This is a genomic window from Psychromonas arctica (genome assembly GCF_036697365.1).
Taxonomy (GTDB): Bacteria; Pseudomonadota; Gammaproteobacteria; order Enterobacterales; family Psychromonadaceae; genus Psychromonas; species Psychromonas arctica_A.
Map to the genome: position 1 here is coordinate 244,454 of NZ_JBAHZA010000003.1, position 20,533 is coordinate 264,986.

Annotated in this window: 16 protein-coding genes and 4 tRNA genes; 6 read left to right on the forward strand and 14 right to left on the reverse strand. The window is 36.5% G+C overall.

Annotated features, from left to right (window positions below; translation table 11 throughout):
- Positions 1 to 263: 263 nt before the first annotated feature.
- A complete protein-coding gene (locus V5290_RS05160) occupies positions 264 to 1,316 on the forward strand; it encodes an aldo/keto reductase (protein ID WP_333382549.1) in 1,053 nt (350 codons plus the stop codon).
- 61 nt (positions 1,317 to 1,377) lie between these two features.
- Here V5290_RS05160 and V5290_RS05165 read toward each other — a convergent pair whose 3' ends face one another.
- The 4 genes from V5290_RS05165 to V5290_RS05180 form a co-directional block, all read right to left on the reverse strand.
- On the reverse strand, positions 1,378 to 3,792 hold the full coding sequence (locus tag V5290_RS05165; protein ID WP_333382551.1) for a DNA polymerase II: 2,415 nt from the start codon (positions 3,790 to 3,792) through the stop codon (positions 1,378 to 1,380).
- Between the two features lie 73 nt (positions 3,793 to 3,865).
- Positions 3,866 to 5,131, reverse strand: coding sequence for a uracil-xanthine permease family protein (locus V5290_RS05170; protein ID WP_333382553.1), 1,266 nt, complete (start codon positions 5,129 to 5,131; stop codon positions 3,866 to 3,868).
- 115 nt (positions 5,132 to 5,246) lie between these two features.
- The gene (gene upp / locus V5290_RS05175) at positions 5,247 to 5,873 is read right to left on the reverse strand and encodes a uracil phosphoribosyltransferase (protein ID WP_333382555.1); all 627 of its coding nucleotides are present in this window, start codon (positions 5,871 to 5,873) and stop codon (positions 5,247 to 5,249) included.
- A 192-nt stretch (positions 5,874 to 6,065) separates the two neighbouring features.
- Entirely contained in the window at positions 6,066 to 7,283 is a 1,218-nt protein-coding gene (locus V5290_RS05180) for an ammonium transporter (RefSeq protein ID WP_333382557.1), read from the reverse strand.
- Positions 7,284 to 7,644: 361 nt separating this feature from the next.
- On the opposite strand from V5290_RS05180, the gene V5290_RS05185 reads away from it, so the two are divergent.
- From V5290_RS05185 to V5290_RS05195, 3 genes are read left to right on the forward strand one after another with little or no spacing between them, the layout of a single operon-like run.
- Positions 7,645 to 8,493: an ABC transporter ATP-binding protein gene (locus V5290_RS05185; protein ID WP_333382559.1), complete on the forward strand. Its 849-nt coding sequence runs from the start codon at positions 7,645 to 7,647 to the stop codon at positions 8,491 to 8,493.
- Between the two features lie 6 nt (positions 8,494 to 8,499).
- Positions 8,500 to 9,471 carry an ABC transporter substrate-binding protein gene (locus V5290_RS05190; protein ID WP_333382561.1) on the forward strand — a complete coding sequence of 324 codons (972 nt, stop codon included), beginning with the start codon at positions 8,500 to 8,502 and terminating at the stop codon, positions 9,469 to 9,471.
- 1 nt (position 9,472) lies between these two features.
- Complete coding sequence (locus V5290_RS05195; RefSeq protein WP_333382563.1) at positions 9,473 to 10,522, forward strand: iron ABC transporter permease; 1,050 nt, start codon at positions 9,473 to 9,475, stop codon at positions 10,520 to 10,522.
- A 304-nt stretch (positions 10,523 to 10,826) separates the two neighbouring features.
- Here V5290_RS05195 and V5290_RS05200 read toward each other — a convergent pair.
- From V5290_RS05200 to V5290_RS05230, 7 genes are all read right to left on the reverse strand, one after another.
- Positions 10,827 to 10,975, reverse strand: a tRNA-OTHER gene (locus V5290_RS05200).
- A gap of 67 nt (positions 10,976 to 11,042) precedes the next feature.
- A tRNA-Asn gene (locus tag V5290_RS05205) sits at positions 11,043 to 11,118 on the reverse strand.
- Between the two features lie 60 nt (positions 11,119 to 11,178).
- A tRNA-Asn gene (locus tag V5290_RS05210) sits at positions 11,179 to 11,254 on the reverse strand.
- Positions 11,255 to 11,391: 137 nt separating this feature from the next.
- Positions 11,392 to 11,467, reverse strand: a tRNA-Asn gene (locus tag V5290_RS05215).
- Positions 11,468 to 11,890: 423 nt separating this feature from the next.
- A complete protein-coding gene (locus V5290_RS05220; protein ID WP_333382565.1) occupies positions 11,891 to 12,634 on the reverse strand; it encodes a DUF3379 family protein in 744 nt (247 codons plus the stop codon).
- Positions 12,627 to 13,190 (reverse strand): sigma-70 family RNA polymerase sigma factor, encoded by a 564-nt coding sequence (locus V5290_RS05225; RefSeq protein WP_333382567.1) that lies wholly within the window; start codon positions 13,188 to 13,190, stop codon positions 12,627 to 12,629. Before V5290_RS05225 ends, V5290_RS05220 begins: the two co-directional genes overlap by 8 nt.
- A 294-nt stretch (positions 13,191 to 13,484) precedes the next feature.
- Complete coding sequence (locus tag V5290_RS05230; protein WP_333382569.1) at positions 13,485 to 13,979, reverse strand: hypothetical protein; 495 nt, start codon at positions 13,977 to 13,979, stop codon at positions 13,485 to 13,487.
- Positions 13,980 to 14,424: 445 nt separating this feature from the next.
- On the opposite strand from V5290_RS05230, the gene V5290_RS05235 reads away from it, so the two are divergent.
- Both V5290_RS05235 and uspE read left to right on the forward strand, forming a co-directional pair.
- Positions 14,425 to 15,168, forward strand: coding sequence for an FNR family transcription factor (locus tag V5290_RS05235; protein WP_416351599.1), 744 nt, complete (start codon positions 14,425 to 14,427; stop codon positions 15,166 to 15,168).
- 213 nt (positions 15,169 to 15,381) lie between these two features.
- Positions 15,382 to 16,323 carry a universal stress protein UspE gene (uspE, locus tag V5290_RS05240; RefSeq protein WP_333382573.1) on the forward strand — a complete coding sequence of 314 codons (942 nt, stop codon included), beginning with the start codon at positions 15,382 to 15,384 and terminating at the stop codon, positions 16,321 to 16,323.
- A 115-nt stretch (positions 16,324 to 16,438) separates the two neighbouring features.
- Here the strand turns inward: uspE and V5290_RS05245 are convergent, their stop codons facing one another.
- From V5290_RS05245 to V5290_RS05255, 3 genes are all read right to left on the reverse strand, one after another.
- Entirely contained in the window at positions 16,439 to 18,325 is a 1,887-nt protein-coding gene (locus V5290_RS05245; protein ID WP_333382575.1) for a methyl-accepting chemotaxis protein, read from the reverse strand.
- Positions 18,326 to 18,532: 207 nt separating this feature from the next.
- Complete coding sequence (gene bcp, locus V5290_RS05250; RefSeq protein WP_333382576.1) at positions 18,533 to 18,997, reverse strand: thioredoxin-dependent thiol peroxidase; 465 nt, start codon at positions 18,995 to 18,997, stop codon at positions 18,533 to 18,535.
- 134 nt (positions 18,998 to 19,131) lie between these two features.
- Entirely contained in the window at positions 19,132 to 20,211 is a 1,080-nt protein-coding gene (locus tag V5290_RS05255; protein WP_333382578.1) for an AI-2E family transporter, read from the reverse strand.
- Positions 20,212 to 20,533: the final 322 nt, after the last annotated feature.

Sequence of the window (20,533 nt, forward strand, 5' to 3'; positions counted from 1 at the left end):
TTATTTAAGCTTAAATAAATAACCATACACTCTCTTTTTAACGCATTATTCGAAAAATTCAATATAAATATTGAAAATAAATTAACTAAAAAATTATTTATTAAAAAATATGCGATTAGTGCATTATTTTAATACAGATTTAATGGTTAATAGATCAAGTGGTCGGACATTTAAAAATGTACTGATTAATAACAGAGAATATACAATGCATGAATAAGCAGTTACATTAAGCACTTATTTTTTAGATGACAAAAAGGGTGAATATGCAATTTTCAACTTTAGGTAGTAGTGGTGAATCAGTTTCACGTATTTGTTTAGGTAGCATGACTTGGGGATTACAAAATAACCAACAAGATGCAGACCAACAAATTGCTTATGCTTTAGCACAAAATATTAACTTTATTGATACTGCTGAAATGTATGCAGTGCCACCCTCAGCGGATACATACGGTAAAACAGAATCTATTATTGGCCATTATTTAAAAAACAATCCTAGTCAGCGTAAAGACATTATTCTTGCATCTAAAATCGCAGGTCCAGGTTTACCTTGGGTAAGAAATGGTGGTCCAATTACTGGCGAAGCAGTTATCAGCTCCGTTGAAGCTTCTTTAAAGCGCTTACAAACCGATTATATCGACCTTTATCAATTACATTGGCCAAATCGCCAATCCCCGCACTTCGGTCGTCATCAGCCAAATCATTTTAAGTTTTCAGACAGCGATGCAGCGCAACAAACTGAGTCAATGTTAGATGTCTTACAAGGGTTAGAACAGTGCGTCAAAGCAGGTAAAATTCGTCATTGCGGTTTATCTGATGATACACCTTGGGGGATAAACACCTTCTTGAAATTAAGTGAGCAACATAATTTGCCGCGCATGGTATCGATTCAAAATGAGTTTAACTTATTACATGCAAAAGATTGGCCTTACTTAATAGAAAATTGTGTACATGAAGATATTGCTTACTTACCTTGGTCACCTTTGGCTACAGGTATGTTAAGTGGAAAATATCTAAATGGCGCTCGCCCTGAAGGAAGTCGTTGGACAATGCAGCAACGTAATGGTTTATATAGAGATACGGAAATGAGTAAAGCTGCTATTTCAGCTTACCAAGAGATTGCTATAGCCAATGGTATCACCACGGCACAGTTAGCCTTGAAATGGTGCGACCAAGTAGATGGCGTTACATCAACGATCATTGGTGCAACAACCATCAATCAACTAAAAGAAAACATTGAAGCCTTCAAAGATCCACTTTCTGAGCAAGCATTGTCAGAAATTAGTGAAGTCATTAAGCTATACCCTGCTCCATACTAATCGTTAATATTTCTGGCATTAACTATGCTATTTCAGTCTGGTTAATGTCATTTAAGGCCTACTAAAATAACGACATTTGATCCGACGTTATTAAATTAAAATCTTTCCCTAATACTGGTAAAATAGCTTCCGCAATTGGCTTCAATTGCTTATCAATGTATTGCTGATAATCGATATCTGAATGTAAGTATTCTTGTGGCTCTGGGCCATTAACGGTAAGTAAGTATCCTATCCTACCTCGTTGCTGATAACGCAGTGGTAAACCTAATACGGCATTTTGTTGATCAGCTAAACGAGCAGCTTTCACTTGTGGTGGCACATTTTTAACATAATCAGCTAATGGGCGACGCAGACGCTTATGGTAAACTAATTTATCATCTAACTGCCCCTGTTTAAGCTGCTCAATGGTATCCATGATATAAGTTTCTACTGGCTGGTCTGCAAATATCTTTTTATAAAGCGTTTTCTGAAAGTTTTGCGCTAATTCAGTCCAGTCCGAGCGAACCGTTTCTAGCCCTTTAAAAACGATCTCTTCACCTTCATCAGTCATGGTTAAGCCTGCATAACGTTTTTTAGAGCCTGTATCTTGGCCTCGTAAAGTGGGCATAAAGAATTTTGAAAAGGCCGTTTCAAATTCAATCTCTAAAAAACAATCCAAATCAAACTCTTCTCGTAGCCTACCTTCCCAATATTGATTAATATCAGTGGCTAATTGCTTTCCAATCTCCATCGCGTGTTGCTGCTCAGTGCAATTTTTTAAATAAACAAATGTAGAATCAGTATCCCCATAGATAACTTGATGGCCCTGGGCTTGAATAAACTGAGCCGTATCTTGCATTATTTGATGACCACGTAAAGTAATAGAGCTAGCTAAGCGCGTATCATGAAAGCGGCAACCTGCAGAGCCAAGCACACCATACATACTGTTCATAATAATTTTAATAGCATGCTGAAAAGCGTGATTTTTCTCTTTTTTAGCCTGTTCGCGAGCAGCCGTTAAGGTATTAATAATTTTAGGTAAATGATGGGCAGTACGACTAAATCTAGCGCCTCTAAATCCCGGGATAGTCTCTTCTTCAGGGGCTAATAACCCCTCAACCATTCCTAGAGGATCAATTTTAAAGCTACGCATGATATTAGGATATAACGACTTAAAATCTAACACTAATACCCAATCATACAAACCAGGTATAGAATCCATTACAAACCCACCTGGAGAGTGTTGCGCCTGCACATCCCCTAAATTAGGAGCAATATAACCACTTCGATGTAACAAAGGTAAATAAAGATTAATGAATGCCGCGACTGATGCCCCACGTCGGTCCAAAGCAAGTCCGGTTAAACGAGAACGTTGAATAGTATATTCAGCAAGTTGCTTATGCTCAAAGATACGCTCAACTAATAAACAGTCTTGTAAATTATATCGCGCTAATGTTAAAGGCTCTTGTTCAAATTGGCGCTTAATCTCTAAGCCTTTATCACTGTTATTAGCGATCAACTTTCCTTCACCAAATAAGCTTTGGCTAACAAACTCTAAACTATAACTTTCAAAGTGTAGACTGGCATTTTTTAATGCATCAATACCGTCTAAGACAACTCGACCATTTAGAATAACAGAGCCTGAGTCTGGATCATCTCTATGGGTTAACCACTTTAATGCGCTTCCATCTCGGCCAATAGTTAAAGGTACATTTAATAACTGTGCTCTTCTTGCTAATAAACGCATATCAAAGTTTGCTACAGCCCAACCAATAATTGCATCGGGGTTATATTTCTCAAACCAATGAATCAATGCAAGTAATAATGCCCGTTCATCTTTAACCCAATATACATTAATGTCGTCGGCAGCTTGAGGTCGACCAATCATTAACACCGTATGGTGAGCATTTTGTGCTTCACCTACATTACCCATGCTTAAAGCGATACTGTATAACTCACTTTGTGGGCTACATTCCACATCTAATGACACCATGCTTAGATGTGTATTAGCTTCAATAACCTCAACATTTTTTTCACTCGATACTGAAGCTTGCTGACAAGACCAGTAAGTTCCTAACCAATCAATCTGTCCAGATACTTTCACAACACCATAGATAAAGCGCTCCATGAGAAAGCGATCGCTTAATTTGATATCTCCTTCATAGGTAGCAATTCCTTGTTGCATTAAAGCCAGTTGACACCATTTATGGAGCTGTTGCTTTAGTGTATAAATCGCACAGACTTTTTGTCCATTAAATGTTTTGATATCGACAGGTCTAATAAAATCTGGAAAACAATTTTCTTGTTTCCAGAGTACTTCAGCTTGTTCTAAATGCGCTTGTTCGATAAGAAACACATAACGTTGTTGAGGTATAACAATACGACATGGGCCACGTTCAGTACTTAACCAAAATATCAGGTTAACGCCACTTGCAGTTTCAACTTGTTGGCGAGATAAAATCAGGCCAGATAGGGAAGTAAGAGAAGATTGATTCATAAGATGCATATTATACTAAATAATATGATAAAGGGAAAAACAAGGAGCATTGAAGCTCCTTGTTAATCAAAACTTATAGACGATGACGCGGTAACAATAGATTCAATAGAATAGCTACAATGCCACACAAACTCACGCCCTGTAAGCTGAATGAGCCGATACCTAATGCCATACCACCAATACCAAATACTAAGGTAACCGAAACAATACACATATTACGTGGTTGCGATAAATCAACACGATGACGAATCATTGTATTCAAACCTACCGAAGCAATAGTACCAAATAACAGCATCATGATACCGCCCATTACAGCGCCAGGAATTGTTTGAAGTATTGCACCAAATTTACCGACAAAAGCCAGCAAAATAGCGATAATAGCAGCCCACCACATAATTTTAGGGTTAAAGTTACGTGTTAACATCACAGCACCCGTTACTTCAGAGTAAGTTGTATTTGGTGGCCCTCCAAATAATGAAGCAGCACTCGTTGCTACACCATCTCCGAGTAAAGTGCGGTGTAAACCAGGTTTTTTTAGATAGTCTTTTCCAGTAACATTACTGATCGCTAAGATATCACCCACATGCTCTACAGCTGGCGCAATAGCAACAGGTATCATGAATAATACTGCATGCCAGTTCCACTCAGGAGCGACAAACTTAGGGACACTTAACCAAGCAGCATTACTGATAACGCTAAAATCAACAACGCCAAATAAGAAAGCTAAAACGTATCCGACTAACACACCACAAAATATTGGTACGAGTTTGAAAATACCTTTCGCTAATGTTGAAACTAATAAAGTAGTAATCAATGCAGAGAAAGAGATAATCATCGCCGTGTTTTGATCCATCAACACTGCACTTGCATCTCCCGTTTTACCCAATGCCATATTAACCGCGACAGGAGCTAAGCCTAAACCTATCACCATGATTACAGGACCTACTACAACCGGTGGTAACAAGCGATGAATAAAGCCAACGCCTTTTAATTTCACAGCATAAGACATCAACATATAAACCACGCCAGCTGCAAATAAACCTGACATAGTTGATGCAATGCCCCAAGTTTGAACACCGTAGGCAATAGGAGCAATAAACGCAAAGCTAGAGGCGAGGAAAATTGGTACCTGTCCCTTGGTTACAAAATGAAATAGTAATGTACCAACACCAGCAGTGAACAAGGCTACATTGGGGTCTAAACCAGTGATCAATGGCATTAATACTAATGCACCAAAAGCAACGAATAACATTTGAGAGCCAGCAAGCGCTTGCTGAAATAATGTTAAATTAGCTGTGCTATCTAGCTCAGCTGAGTCAGAAGAAACACTGTCTGACATAATAAATTCCCTTTTCTAAAACGAGTGATATAAATAAATCGATTTGCTTTATTTAAGGTAGAGTAAATCGATTTATACACAAAATATAATCTTATTAAATAATGCGACGAAGTGGTTATTTAGTACCAAATATCTTATCGCCAGCATCACCTAGCCCAGGTACGATATAGCCATGCTCATTTAAATGAGAATCAATAGATGCAGTATAAACTTCAATATCTGGATGTGCTGCTTCTAGCGCTTTTAAACCCTCAGGAGCGGCCACTAAGATAAGCACTTTAATGTTTGTACAACCGCTTTCTTTAATCAAATCAAGTGTTGATATCATAGAGCCACCCGTTGCTAACATTGGGTCAACCACCAATGCCATACGCTGATCGATTTGGCTGACTAACTTCTGGAAATAAGGCACTGGCTCTAGTGTTTCTTCATCACGGTAAATACCTACTACACTGACTTTTGCACTTGGAATATAGTCTAAAACACCATCCATCATACCTAGACCTGCACGCAAAATAGGTACAACAGTTACTTTTTTGCCTGCAATTTCTTGTACTTCAATTTCACCTTCCCAACCTTGGATTTTCACAGTTTCTAATGATAAATCATTAGTCGCTTCGTAAGTTAATAAGCTCGACACTTCACGTGCTAATTCGCGAAAACGTTTAGTACTAATATTAGCTTCGCGCAATAAACCTAACTTATGCTGGATAAGCGGATGTTTTACTTCAATAACTTTCATGCTGTGTCTCCAAATGGGTAAAATATTAAAATCGCTAAATTTTAACAAGATAAAATGAATCAATTTATGTGCTATATCATTATAAATTGAAATCAGATGTTTTTGTTAAAATTAGTTAATTTTTTAAACAAAAAAGGCCAAAGATTTACCTTTAGCCTGTTGATTTAAATAAATATTAATAACTATATTGGTTTAATTATTATTCAAGTTGGTAGCGCCAATTTTGTGTATTGCTATATCAGCACCTTTAAATTCATCTTCTTCATCTAGACGTATTGGTGCAATAGCATTAACTGTTTTATAAACAACAAAGCCACCAATAACGGCAAACAGAATACCTGCTAATGAACCGATTAATTGGCTCATGAAAGTGACGCCACCTAAGCCTCCAAAACTTTCTAAGCCAAAGATACCTGCAGCAATACCACCCCATAGGCCACATACGCCATGTAAAGGCCAAACACCTAATACATCATCAAAGCTAGAGAACTTGTTTTGTACATAAGTAAACAACCAAACAAATAATCCACCAGCAACTAAGCCAGTCATTAATGCGCCAATCGGATGCATTAGATCAGAACCAGCACACACTGCAACTAAACCTGCTAATGGACCATTATGGATAAACCCAGGGTCTTTTTTACCAATAACTAGAGAGCTGATAATTCCCCCCACCATTGCCATTAGAGAGTTCATCGCAACCAACCCACTAATTCCCTCAATAGCTTGTGCAGACATCACATTAAAGCCAAACCAGCCAATAGATAAAATCCAAGCGCCTAAAGCTAACAAAGGGATATTTGATGGCGCAAACGCAACCACTTTACCTTGGCGAAAACGCCCATTTCTACTGCCTAAAACAATAATAGCAGCAAAGGCAATCCAACCACCTACAGCATGCACAACAATGGAACCCGCGAAATCATGGAATGCAGCACCAAAATTAGCCGTTAACCAATCTTGAAAACCGTAATTACCATTCCAAATGATCCCTTCAAATAACGGGTAAACAAGACCAACACACAAAGCAGCTGCGATAAGCATTGGATTAAACTTTGCTCTTTCAGCGACACCACCAGAAATAATCGCAGGAATTGCAGCAGCGAAAGTCATTAAAAAGAAGAATTTTACGAGTTGATAACCATTATTTTCAGCTAACACAGCAGCACTATCAAAAAAAGTAACTCCATAGGCTAACCAATACCCAAAAAAGAAATAAACCAATGCTGATACACCAAAGTCAGACATAATTTTAACCAAGGCATTAACTTGATTTTTATGACGTACGGTTCCAACTTCTAAAAATGCAAAACCTGCATGCATGGCAAATACCATGATTGCACCTAATAAAATAAATAATGTATCTGCACTACTGATTAATGCAGTGACGTGATTTTGTACTAAGTCCATCTCTTCCTCTTTAACATCCTTAAAAAATTGAAGCGAACCTTACCCGATCAATCCATTAGTTAACATGACTTTATCTTCTTTTTCGCTTTTTTTTGATATCAAATCAAGATTCAATAGATAAAGTTAATGTTAAAGGTTTAGAAGAAAACATAAGTTTAGAAAAACAAGATTTTTACTTAATTTAAAAGATAATAATTAGAGATTAATTAACTTTTTATATTAAAAACAACACACAAAACATAAATTAAATTAGTTATCATTCGTTTTTATTTATTAGTAGCTTTAAAATAGATTGAACTAACCATCAAAATGTTACAATATAACATTTTATTTTATAACAGTTTAACTAGGCTAAACAACATTGGATCTTAATTCACATAAAAGCACATGCACCAATAAACCTGCTTTGCCATGTTTTTCACGTTGCCGACCTGCTGCTTTAAAGTTAAATGCATTAACTTGGTCGCCTTACCGTAATAAACATTTACTCAAACCAATTAATATTGATGTAAAAGCTGGTGAATTTGTAGCTGTTGTCGGTCCAAATGGCGCAGGTAAAACAAGCTTATTGCGTTGTCTTTATCGCGTAAATAAACCAACTAGTGGTGAAATCATGCTCGATGGTCAAAATATTTGGTCATTATCAGCGCGTCAATGTGCTCAACGTATTGCAACTGTATTGCAAGATACAGGTGTAGAGTTTGCTTTAACTGTTTTTGAAATGGTTGAAATTGGTTTAATCCCAAGATCAACAGGCTGGAAACGAACGGTATCTGATATTGATGCAATTAATCGTGTTTTAGCGCTTTTAGATGTTGCCCATTTATCAAGCCGTAATTTTAACTCCTTATCAGGTGGAGAACGTCAGCGAGTAATGATTGCTCGCGCTTTAGTACAAGAACCCGACGTTCTTATCTTAGATGAACCTACCAACCACCTTGATATACGCCATCAACTTGAAGTATTAGCCTTATTAGCTTCATTACCTTGCACCATTATCATATCTCTGCATGATTTATCGCTAGCAGCCGCTTATGCAGATCGAGTCTTAGTATTAAAAAACGGAGAGATGCAACATTACTCTTCAGCAAGTAATGTTTTTACCAAAGCTAACATAGAACAAGTATTTGAAGTAAAAACAATTATTGATCAACATCCTATAACAGATCGCCCAAGATTTTCTTTCTATCTTAACCAGCAACAGGATTAACTAATCATGCCTCACACTCAGCAGCTCCTAAGTAGCTCATTATTGCTATTAACTAGTGTCATTGCCCTTTCAGCTTTTGCAGAAGCTGACACACAACACTACCCTGTCGATATTCAAAGCTGTAACCGTACCGTGACCTTTGAAAAGCAACCTAAAGCTGCTGTATCTAACGATGTTAATTTAACTGAAATGATGTTGGTTCTAGGCCTTCAAGATAAAATGGTCGGTGTAACCGGTATTTCTGGCTGGAAAACCTTAGATCCAATTTTGCGAGAAGGTATCGGTGAATTACCTGAGCTGTCCCCTAAGTATCCAACTAAAGAAGTTTTACTTGGCGCTGATACAGACTTTTACTTTGCTGGTTGGAATTACGGAATGAAAGTAGGCGGAGGCGTGACTCCTGAAACTTTAGCACCTCTTGGCATTAAAACCTATGAGTTAACTGAAAGCTGCACACATATCATGCAAAAATCTAAAGCCAGCATGGATGACCTGTATGTGGACTTACTTAATTTAGGACGAATTTTTAATGTCGAAGACCGAGCTAATAAATTAGTTAAACAATACCAAAAAGAATTACAAGACTTTACCACGACTTTAACGCCTTTACCTCGCCCGGTAAAAGTATTCGTTTACGATTCAGGACAAGAACAACCTTTTACTTCAGGTGAAAAAGGTATGCCTACCGCATTAATAGAAGCAGCGGGCGGTAGAAATATCATTGATGACGTCGCAAAAAGTTGGACACAGATCGGCTGGGAGTCAATTATAGATAGAGCACCAGAAGTGATTATTATCGTCAACTACGGTGATGTGACCGCGCAGCAAAAAATTGATTTTTTAAGTCAACAGCCAGCCTTACAAGATATTCCTGCAATTAAAAATAAACGTTTTGTTATTTTAGAGTACGTAGAAGCAACGCCCGGACCACGTAATATTGAAGCAATTAAACACTTAGCAAAAGCATTTAGAAGCTAACATGAAAGGAACCTTGAATAGTAAAGTCAATTTGCCTATGCCAGTAATGGTGAGCAGTTTATGTTTAGTGCTAATTGCCTTGATCATTATTGCAGTTGGCGTTGGCTCCGTCTCAATTTCTGCATCAACGGTTTGGTCAATTATCACCCATAAACTTTCCTTAAGTTCCAGTTTGCCCACTTGGTCTATTGGACGTGAAAACATTGTTTGGGAAGTTAGGTTACCTCGCGCTATTCTAGCCGCCTTAGTAGGCGCTATTTTAGCCATTGTTGGTGCAGCGCTGCAGTCAGTAACTCGTAACCCATTAGCAGACCCACATTTATTAGGTGTGTCCTCTGGTGCTGCTTTAGGTGCTATTATTGCTCTTTTACATACAGGTATGATTCTAGGTTTATTAACTGTCCCTATTTTTGCTTTTATTGGCGCACTATTCGCAATGTTATTGGTGTTGGGCGTCGCTAATTTTTCTATGGCAAACAATGCCGGTAGACTAGTACTTGCGGGTGTTGCAGTTGCCTTCATTCTAACCGCTCTCGGAAATTTATTTATTTTTTTAGGTGATCATCGTGCATCACATACCGTCATATTCTGGATGTTAGGAGGCTTAGGCTTGGCACAATGGAATCAATTGTTATTTCCATTTATAACGCTATTACTAGGGGCAAGTTACCTGGTGTATAAGGCCAAGTTCTTAAATGCAATGATTCTGGGTGATGAGACAGCAAGTACGCTGGGAGTGCCAGTACAACGTTTTCGCTTAACAGTCATAGTTGTTTGCGCTTTATTAACGGGTGCTGCAGTGGCTTTCTCAGGTGTGATTGGCTTTGTAGGTTTAATGGTACCGCATATTGTGCGTTTATTAATTGGTGGAGACTATCGAAAAATTTTACCATTATCAGCTTTATTAGGAGCGTTATTATTAGTATTAGCTGATATCGTCGCGAGAGTCATTATTCCACCTGAAGATATGCCGATTGGTATCTTAACAGGTCTAGCAGGTGGGATAGCCTTTATATTATTGATGCGCCAACGTCGTAATGTCGTTTTTTAAATAGTATCAACTTCCTTAAATAAGAGATCTAAATGCTGCGTAGGTAAATATCCCAAAAAAGCCTGAACATCACGTTCAGGCTTTTTTAATGTGGATCCTCTTGCTGGGCGAACCAGCGACACACGGATTAACAGTCCACTGCATTGATTTCGAAACCATTAAAGGTTTTTAACCAAGAGGTATTTGTTCTAACCCAATAACAGTGCTCAAATTGCTCTACCAACTGAGCTAAAGAGGAATAAAGTTTAATACTAAAAATTATCCAAAAAAAAAGCCTGAACATCACGTTCAGGCTTTTTTAATGTGGCTCCTCTTGCTGGGCTTGAACCAGCGACACACGGATTAACAGTCCGCTGTATTGATTTCGAAACGATTAAAAGTTTTCAACCAAGATATGTTTGTTCAAAACCAATAACAGTGCTCAAATTGCTCTACCAACTGAGCTAAAGAGGAATAAAGTTTAATACTAAAAATTATCCAAAAAAAAAGCCTGAACATCATGTTCAGGCTTTTTTAAATGTGGCTCCTCTTGCTGGGCTTGAACCAGCGACACACGGATTAACAGTCCGTTGCTCTACCAACTGAGCTAAAGAGGAATTGTAAATATTTATCGTAATTTCTTACGTTTAACTCTGCATTATCAAAGTTAAATAATGTGGCTCCTCTTGCTGGGCTTGAACCAGCGACACACGGATTAACAGTCCGTTGCTCTACCAACTGAGCTAAAGAGGAATTGTAAATTTTCTCACTATTAACCTAACAACTAATTAACAGTGTCTCTATTGCTCTATCAACCGAGCTAAAGAGCAATTGTAACTTTTAGAGTCCTTGGACTTGTTAAACTCAAAACTTTCAAATTTAACTAAATGTGGCTCCTCTTGCTGGGCTTGAACCAGCGACACACGGATTAACAGTCCGTTGCTCTACCAACTGAGCTAAAGAGGAATTGTAATTTTTCACGTATTAATCTTACAACGGATTAACAGTATCTCTATTGCTCTACTAACTAAGAGAAATAGGACTTATATTTTTCACTTATTAATCTAACAATGGATTAACAGTATCTCTATTGCTCTACTAACTGAGAGAAATAGGACTTATATTTTTTACTTGTTAATCTAATAATCAATTAACAGGTCTTTATATTTAAAAGGTATTATCTAGCCCTTTATCATATCAATTCATTTAATAAATGAAAGGATAACTAAACAATATTTTGTTTGAGTCATCTTAAAGACGGGCGCAGTATATTTTTTGCTGTGAATCATGTCAACAAAAAAGGAGGATAAAAAAATTGGTTGCTGATAAATCAAACAACCAATTACAAATATCAGCTAACCTGCTCTTTTATTGTGCAATATAGATAGGTTAGATATCCCACTTAATACTTTCACGTAATTTCTCTTGGGTCATCTCTAAAGGTTCATCCATTTCCCCAACAATAACTAAATTAGCTTTGCCCATTGGTTCTGACATTCCTTTGAGGTGTTCATTGCTAAATTTAGCAGCTGGTTTGAAATTACCTTTTTCAGGCACTACAAACACAGTGACACGGCCCTTCTCACCTTTTAGTATCATATGTAAAGCCGAAGTACCTTTAAAACTACAGTAATTTACAAATAGAACTTCACCTAACCCTTCCTGAGCTTGTGCACCGTAAACTGCTAGTTTAGCATTCACTGCTTGCAGAGTGGCATTTTCGTTAGCTTTTGCTGTTAAAAAGTATTCATTTTTAACCATTTCTAACGCTACATTGCCTATATCTTCAGGGGCTTTTTCTACCGCTGCAACTTCCACAGGTGGATTAACCGTTTGCTGTATGAGAGGTATACTTAAGCCAATTACAAAAGCAACAGAAGCTGCAATAGCTAAATGCCATCGAGCACTAATGTTTTTGTCGCGCTCTAATGCAAAGCTTTGTTCCAACATAATTTTATCTGCTAAATCATCTGGTATATCAACCTTTAAACTATCTTTTAATAATTTATCGAATGCTTTAGATTCATCAACTAAGTTTTTTGAGGCGTCAGAAGACATTGTTCTCTTCAAGAACTCTTCAGACTTATCATTAGGCGTTGCTATCGCTGTATGACGAAATAAAATATCATCCATGCGCTTCTCCGGTATTATTAATCTCTACTTTTAAATTAGTTTTAAGTAGATTTTTGGCTCTAAACAACCGAGTTAATACGGTGTTTTTATTTAAATCTAATTGAGCCGCTATCTCTTCCGCAGTGAAACCAGCTATTAACTGTAATAACAACGGTTCCTTATAATCTGTAGGTAACGCCGCTATTTTCTGCTGAATTAGTTCTTTATCGTAAGGACTAGTATCTTCCTCAGCAGCCACTTCATAATCATCAATATCAACTAATGACAATTGCTTACGCTCAAAGCGTCTTGCATTCTCTCGTCTTAATATTGTGAACAACCATGCTTTTGCTGATTTATCATCTAGTAAGCTATCGATGCTCTTCCAAGCACGTAAGCAAGTTTCTTGCACTAGATCCTGAGCGACCTCAGAATCACGGCAAATCCATAATGCATAGCGGTATAAATCTGCGCTATAAACATTCACTAATGATTCGTATCGTTTTTGTTTTCTATTCATATCCTTAATGACCGAGGATGCTGAACTTTTATTTCGTTTAGATTTAAAAAAATTCATTATTTTCCTTTAATACTTACCTTACCCCTATCTCACAATTCGATATCAGATATTTAGCCTGTTGCTATACTTACGATGGGGTTGTTTTAATAATATAAATAGTACTTAGTAAATCATTGTGCTCTATTATTGAATAGTTCGAGGAAGTACGCAAACAGAAGTCTTTTTAAAACGATTAAAACTTAATTGATGACTCACAACGTGATAAGTGAAAAGCAAACTTGGCACGTTGTTTTGTATTCTATTGGGGTTTATGGAGGAAGGTGTTTACCAAGCTTCAGTTTTACATAAAAATTAATTAGACATTATAAATCTATATTCAATTGGCAATTGTTGACCGTTAACTAACAAGTTTACCTGCAATTGCATCAATACATTTTTTTCTGAGCAAGCCCCTATCTTACTTTTCCCTTTGTAAATAGTTAGGTTGCCTGCATTTTCATGTTCTTCGAGTTTTAACTCAATGGGGATGGAACCAGTAAAAGCTCGTTCACTGACTAGTTGCGCACTTTCGACTAACCAATCTTTCTTTTTGCTATGTAAAGTTAACTGGTACCACTCTTCTGGTACAATTTTTCCTTCTTCAACGGTCAACACAAAATCACCAAGAGTTGATTGATAAATACAAGGCTCTGACAAATCACATACCTGTGAATTAGAGTTTAAAATAACCTCTAATTTATCTTGGTCTTGATTCAGGTCTTCAAAACTAAGCGTCCTCCAAACAAATAACCCTATTAACAAGATAAGCATAATTATCAACTGAATTAACCTGTTTAGTGTAAGCATTAAAATTCCTTAACCTTTCTCATTTAACGTAATGATTTTAACCTAGTATAATAACAGTGAAAGGTGCGTGACTAACAATGCATTAAGTCATTTATTATAAATAACTTCAATGTTGGACACTAAAAACGAATTAACACCGTTATTCAAACAAACCTCTTTGTTAAGATACTTCCGAATAATCATCCATAACTCCGCAAATTTTTTTAACCATTATATAGTTAGCAATATCGTGTTAGAAATACTCTAGATTGTCTAATAACTGCCATTCATCCTTACCGAACATTAAAACAAACCGCCATTTGATGGTTTGAAGTGTAAGCATGTAAAAAGTATTTTTGTACTAAATTCTTTATAAACTCTCATCTTGGTAACAACTTTTCCATTAACCATTTTAAAGGTGTTGTAGAAGGTGCTAGTATTGATAAAAATCAATACTAATTAAGAGCTGAATATGGATAAAAGTAATGTAAGTCGTGGACAAATCGGTGCTTGTGCAATTCATTGTCAAGATTGCAGTATTAGCCAGTTATGTATCCCTTACTCTCTCAATGAAACTGAATTGGAACGTTTAGATACTATTATCGAACGTAAAAAACCTATCCAAAAAGGGAATGAGATCTTTAAAGCAGGTGAACCGATGAAATGTCTTTATGCTATTCGTTCTGGTACTTTAAAGTCTTATACCATTACCGAACAAGGCGATGAGCAGATTACTGGTTTTCACCTAGCAGGTGATCTCGTTGGGTTTGATGGGATAAGCTCAGGCCATCACCCAAGCTTTGCACAGGCGTTAGAAACCGCCATGATATGTGAAATCCCTTATGACACGCTTGATAGTTTATCAACATCTATGCCTAAACTAAGGCAGCAAATATTACGCTTAATGAGTAATGAGATAGTAGATGATCAAAGCATGATATTGTTATTGTCTAAGAAAAATGCAGAAGAAAGATTGGCCTCTTTTATCAATAACCTTTCTGTTCGCTATGCTGCTCGTGGTTTTTCACCAAAAGAATTCAGACTTTCGATGACACGTGGCGATATTGGTAACTATCTAGGCTTAACGGTAGAAACAATCAGTCGACTACTAGGTAGATTCCAAAAAAGTGGCATGATTGCAGTAAAAGGAAAATACATCACCGTATTGGATAACACACAGCTTGCAGAACTGGCTGCTTCAACATCATAATTTTTTAAAAACGGATTAAGTCAGGAGATGAATTATTGCTTCTGACCAATTTCATACTAATACATTAGCGTTGTAGTGTTATTAAGTACAAGGGAACACTTTATATTCAAGGATAAATTCAAGCACTTAAGTTAGTGTGATTGACGTCACTACCCATTTAGCGGCATTTGTTCTAAATTGTATATTAGTGATTTCTAAAAATTGGAGGCTAACATGCTCAAATATAATAATATTTTAGTTTATATCGATCCAACACAAGAACAACAACCCGCATTACAAAGAGCGATTGAAATAGCAGAAAAAAACAAAAACACTAAAATAACGCTGTTTCTTTCCTGTTACGACTTAACCTATGAAATGACTTCCCTGAGCTCTGCTGAAGAGCGTCAGGTAATGCAATCCCTGGTCATTAAAGAAAATCAAGAATGGTTAGATACACTTGCTGAGCCACACCGTGCAGAAGGTTTTGCTATCGGTTGCCAGGTACATTGGCATAACCGACCTTTCCAAGCAGCCATCCAACTCATTTTAAGAGAGGGTTATGATTTATTAATTAAATCAACTCACCCACATTCACGTCTCAGTGCAATACTATTTACACCAACTGATTGGAATTTATTACGTAAATGTCCTATTCCATTGTTGTTGGTCAAAGCAAAATCATGGCCTGAAAATGGTAATATTCTTTGTGCAATTGATTGTAAGAGTGTTGAGGATGAAGCCCACCATAGTTTAAATGAAGCTATTCTGACTGAAGCCAATGATATTGCTCAAATGATAAAATCTAATATTCATGCAGTGAACGCTTACCCAAGCCCACCTATGAATATAATGATGGAACTGCCTGAATTTGATCCTATTCATTATGAAGATGGGCTGAAGAAATTTCACCAAAAAACACTTAATGATTATGCCCAAAAATATCAAATCGAGCCTGAAAATATCCACCTTGAACAAGGCTTGCCAGAAGATGTGATCAGTGATGTCGCTCAAGACATTAAAGCAGAGCTAGTTATTTTGGGTACTGTAGGGCGTTCAGGTTTAGGCGTAACATTATTAGGCCACACTGCAGAGCAAGTCATTGACAAGTTAGACAGTGATTTACTGGCGTTAAAACCAGAGGGCTTTATTAGCCCAATTAAAATAGATGAATAGTCAAACCGCTGTTTAATCGCTACAGACTAATAACTCAATAATTTTCTATAGAAATAAAAAAGGCCCATCACTCATTAATTACTAGTGATGGGCCTTTTACTGATAAGTAGCCTATCTACAATTTAAATACTTCTACTGACTTACCTAATGCATTAGCAATCTCTAATAGTTCATCTGCACGTTTAGCATTATTAGCTGAGCTATCATAAGTCATTTTTGCCATATCATTAATGCCGACGATACTTTGATTAATCTCACCAGCCACCAGCGTTTGCTCCTCTGCTGAAGTAGCAATTTGGTTATTCATATCTTGAATAATAGAGACAGAGTGACGAATCTCTTCTAATGCTTGATTTGCTTGTTGAGATTTAGTGGCAGTTGATTGAGCATTATTTACATTCACTTCCATCAGTTCAACAGAGTTCTTAGACTCAGCTTGAAGACTATTAATCATGGTTTGAATTTCAGTTGTACTTTCCTGTGTTCTATTGGCTAAGCTACGAACTTCATCAGCTACTACCGCAAAACCACGCCCCTGTTCACCGGCTCTTGCAGCTTCAATTGCCGCGTTCAAAGCAAGTAGATTAGTTTGTTCAGAAATAGCACGAATGACTTCAATGATACTACCGATATTATCGATTTCACCTTCCAACTTATGCATCACCATTTGTACACCAGAAACTCCTTCAACCAGTGTTGAAATATCAGAGTTCATGCCATTCACCACTTCAATACCTTTGTTTGACTGGTTATTAGCTTCATCTGCAGCCGCTGATGCACTTAGTGCATTTCGTGCAACTTCATCAACAGTCACCGCCATCTCATTCATTGCCGTTGATGTTTGTTCTAACTCCATCATTTGAGTTTCAGAACTGCGATTAACGCTTGAAGCAGAGTCAGACATTTGTGCAGAGGCACTGTTTAACTGGCTACTAGATACATTAATATGTTCAATTATATCTTTTAAGCTATCAACCATAGTTAAAATTGCACGGTAAATACCGGTCTCTTGACCTGTCGCAGCGGCAACCGAACTGAGCTTACCTTGTGCAATATTAGCTACTATTTTTTCAATATCCGCAGGCTCTCCTCCCACTGGACGATACATTACATTCATTATGATCATATAAATAAGGCATAAAGAAACAATAATAAAAGCTAAAGCCATCATTAATGTAGATTGTAAATCCTCACGAGAAGCTTCTGTAATGTCATCCCATGCTGTCCATATCCATACATGCCACTTTAAACCTTCGATACGAATACCTGACACAGTGTATTCTTCACCCTCTAAAACGTAATTGTGATGACTTTTATCATCTGATTGAAATCCTTTATAAGAAGGTCTTTCCTGATAAAGGTTTTTACCTACTAGAGTATTATTTTTGGCCGCTAATAAGTAACCATCTTCACGGCTTACAAATACATGGTTATCAGGGTCCAATATATGCACAAACTCACTCATTTGTTGCACACTAATATTTAAACCAACCACGCCTTGGATGCGCCCATTACGTTTAACCGGTATGGCTAATGACATCACTGCTTTGCCAGTTACACTTTGATAGGGCTTAGTAATAATTCTATTTTCATTATTAAGTATTCTAACAAACCACTCTCGTTGTTTAGTTTTAGCATTGAAATTTTCAATTAAACCTCTTTGACTATTTGAATAAGTTACTCCATTTTTTTCTGCTATAAAAACATCTAAAACATCAAGGTTTTTCCCTATAGTGGCTAATGCCTGAACTGTTTGTGGCACATTATCGAGACCATTTTCATCTATCTCGATATTTTCAGATAAGATATTGAGTGCATCAAAATAGCGTTCCATCTTTTGTTCAATTGCTTTAGATATTAATGATGTTTGAACATCCATTCTTGTGTTGTTATTTGCAATAGACTCAGATCTAAAATTAAAATAGCCAACACCGGAAATGGCTGATATGGCAATAGTTAATAGTAAGCCTATTAGTAATAAAATTTTGGTTTTAGCGGTCATAGTTTATGCTTCCTTGGTAAACTACTTTTATTTCAGTAATTGAGGATGAAGATAATAATATAATCTATTCATTAAGTAATAGTTTAAAACACTGTATAAAACCAATAAATAAATAAACAACAAGAGGTTAAGTGTAAACCTCCACCATTAACCTCATACAAACAATGAAATGTATGTCACTAATGATGAAGGTATGTGAACGAAGCTTTAGGCTTGTTCTTTTAAGTAGTTCAATACAACTTCGTGATGATCTTTTGTTTTAAACTTATTGAAGATATGTTGTAGCTTACCTTGTTCATCGATTAAGAAAGAAGTTCTGACCACTCCCATATTTTCTCTTCCCATGAATTTTTTTAATTGCCACACACCAAAACTTTCACAGACACTATGGTCTTCGTCACCTAATAGCGTGAAGTTCAAGGATTGTTTATTAATGAAATTCGTTAACTTCTTAGGGGTATCAGGACTGATACCTAATACCACTACATTCAAATCAGCTAACTCCGCTTTACTGTCACGTAATGCACAAGCTTGAGTTGTACAACCTGGCGTAGATGCTCTTGGGTAAAAGTAAACTAGTACTTTTTTACCTAAGAAGTCACTCAATGTAACTTCATTATTATCTTGATCAGGTAAGGTAAAATTTGGCGCTAAGCTACCGACTTCTAACATAAAGTTTATTCCCGTTAGTTAAAATTAGACATATTTTTAATATTTGTCTTTTCTTTTGACCTTATCGGCAAAAGAAACGACTTCTTTACCTATTATTTTAATAAAATTGCAAAATATCCTATAAAACAAACTTATTAATCAATAGATTCGATTTCATTGTTTTCTTTTTGTACTGATGGCCACGCATTTAGTACCGCTTTGACTAAAGTGGCCAAAGGTATTGCAAAAAACACCCCCCAAAAACCCCATAAACCTCCAAAAATTAAAACTGAAATAATAATAACAACTGGATGTAAATTAACTGCTTCTGAAAATAAAATAGGAACAATTAAGTTACCATCTAACGCCTGTATAATGCAGTATGCAATCATCAAGTAAGCAAATTCTGGGGACATCCCCCACTGAAATAGTGCCACAAGCGCCACAGGTACAGTAACCGCGGCAGCACCAATATAAGGAATAAGTACAGATAACCCGACGAGTAATGCTAGCAATGCTGAATAACGTAAGTCCATAAAGAAAAAAGTAAAGTAAGTTGCAACACCTACAATAACTATTTCAGTAATTTTCCCTCTGATGTAATTCATTATTTGCCCATTCATTTCAGACCATACTTGCGCGGCAAGTTTACGGTTATCAGGCAAAAACTTCACCATACTGTCAATTAATTCATTTTTATCTTTCAACATAAATACCATCATTAACGGCACTAAGATGGCATAAACTAATAATGCGGCAATATTTAACAACGAAGCAAAGGATTGAGAGAGCAAGAAGCCACCGCTATCAACTAAGTAACTTTTTACAGTACCAATCAAATGCATAATAGTTTCAGGATCGATCGCTTCTGGATAATGGGCTGGCAAGGTCAAAATATAGGTTTGGCCTTGATTTAACATGGTTGGTAGATCATGTATGAAAGAAGCCGCCTGCTTAAAGATGGTTGGCAATACACCTAGAAATGCAAAGATAGAAATAGAGATAAATAGCAACATTACAATTAACGTAGCAATTGTTCTATTAATTTTAAAGCGCATTAAGTAAGTAACAGGCCAATCTAACAAGTATGCCAGTACAATGGCTACAAACAAAGGTGTTAGTATATTGCCAAAAAGATAGACTACAGTGAAAGAAAACAATAGTAATAGGAACAAAACGCTTAAATTAGGGTCTGAGAACCGAGTCTTATACCATTGAAATAGTTGCATAAACATTGAAAATTTATCCTTATATGAGGGCCAATATGTTATTTGATCTGCGTTACTCGTCCATTGCCTAAAATACTGCTTCTTATATTCTTCGTTTAATTCAATATATACGAGTTATTATGCTAAAAATAAACAGAGTTAAATACCTAAATATTGCTGATTAACTTAGATCAATAATGTAGTGTGATGATAACGATAGCAATAGTTTTTTCTGTCTAGCCACTTTAATAGATATTGAAAAATATAAGATAAAAATAACTGGCTTATAGTTAAATCAACTTAATAATAACACTCAAAATCATCAAATAAGCAGTATTTACTGTTTCTA

Coding starts and splice junctions, on each gene's coding strand:
- V5290_RS05160 (WP_333382549.1), top strand. CDS start 264: ATGCAATTTTCAACTTTAGGTAGTAGTGGTGAATCAGTTTCACGTATT.
- V5290_RS05165 (WP_333382551.1), bottom strand. CDS start 3,792: ATGAATCAATCTTCTCTTACTTCCCTATCTGGCCTGATTTTATCTCGC.
- V5290_RS05170 (WP_333382553.1), bottom strand. CDS start 5,131: ATGTCAGACAGTGTTTCTTCTGACTCAGCTGAGCTAGATAGCACAGCT.
- upp (WP_333382555.1), bottom strand. CDS start 5,873: ATGAAAGTTATTGAAGTAAAACATCCGCTTATCCAGCATAAGTTAGGT.
- V5290_RS05180 (WP_333382557.1), bottom strand. CDS start 7,283: ATGGACTTAGTACAAAATCACGTCACTGCATTAATCAGTAGTGCAGAT.
- V5290_RS05190 (WP_333382561.1), top strand. CDS start 8,500: ATGCCTCACACTCAGCAGCTCCTAAGTAGCTCATTATTGCTATTAACT.
- V5290_RS05195 (WP_333382563.1), top strand. CDS start 9,473: ATGAAAGGAACCTTGAATAGTAAAGTCAATTTGCCTATGCCAGTAATG.
- V5290_RS05220 (WP_333382565.1), bottom strand. CDS start 12,634: ATGGATGATATTTTATTTCGTCATACAGCGATAGCAACGCCTAATGAT.
- V5290_RS05225 (WP_333382567.1), bottom strand. CDS start 13,190: ATGAATTTTTTTAAATCTAAACGAAATAAAAGTTCAGCATCCTCGGTC.
- V5290_RS05230 (WP_333382569.1), bottom strand. CDS start 13,979: ATGCTTACACTAAACAGGTTAATTCAGTTGATAATTATGCTTATCTTG.
- uspE (WP_333382573.1), top strand. CDS start 15,382: ATGCTCAAATATAATAATATTTTAGTTTATATCGATCCAACACAAGAA.
- V5290_RS05245 (WP_333382575.1), bottom strand. CDS start 18,325: ATGACCGCTAAAACCAAAATTTTATTACTAATAGGCTTACTATTAACT.
- bcp (WP_333382576.1), bottom strand. CDS start 18,997: ATGTTAGAAGTCGGTAGCTTAGCGCCAAATTTTACCTTACCTGATCAA.
- V5290_RS05255 (WP_333382578.1), bottom strand. CDS start 20,211: ATGTTTATGCAACTATTTCAATGGTATAAGACTCGGTTCTCAGACCCT.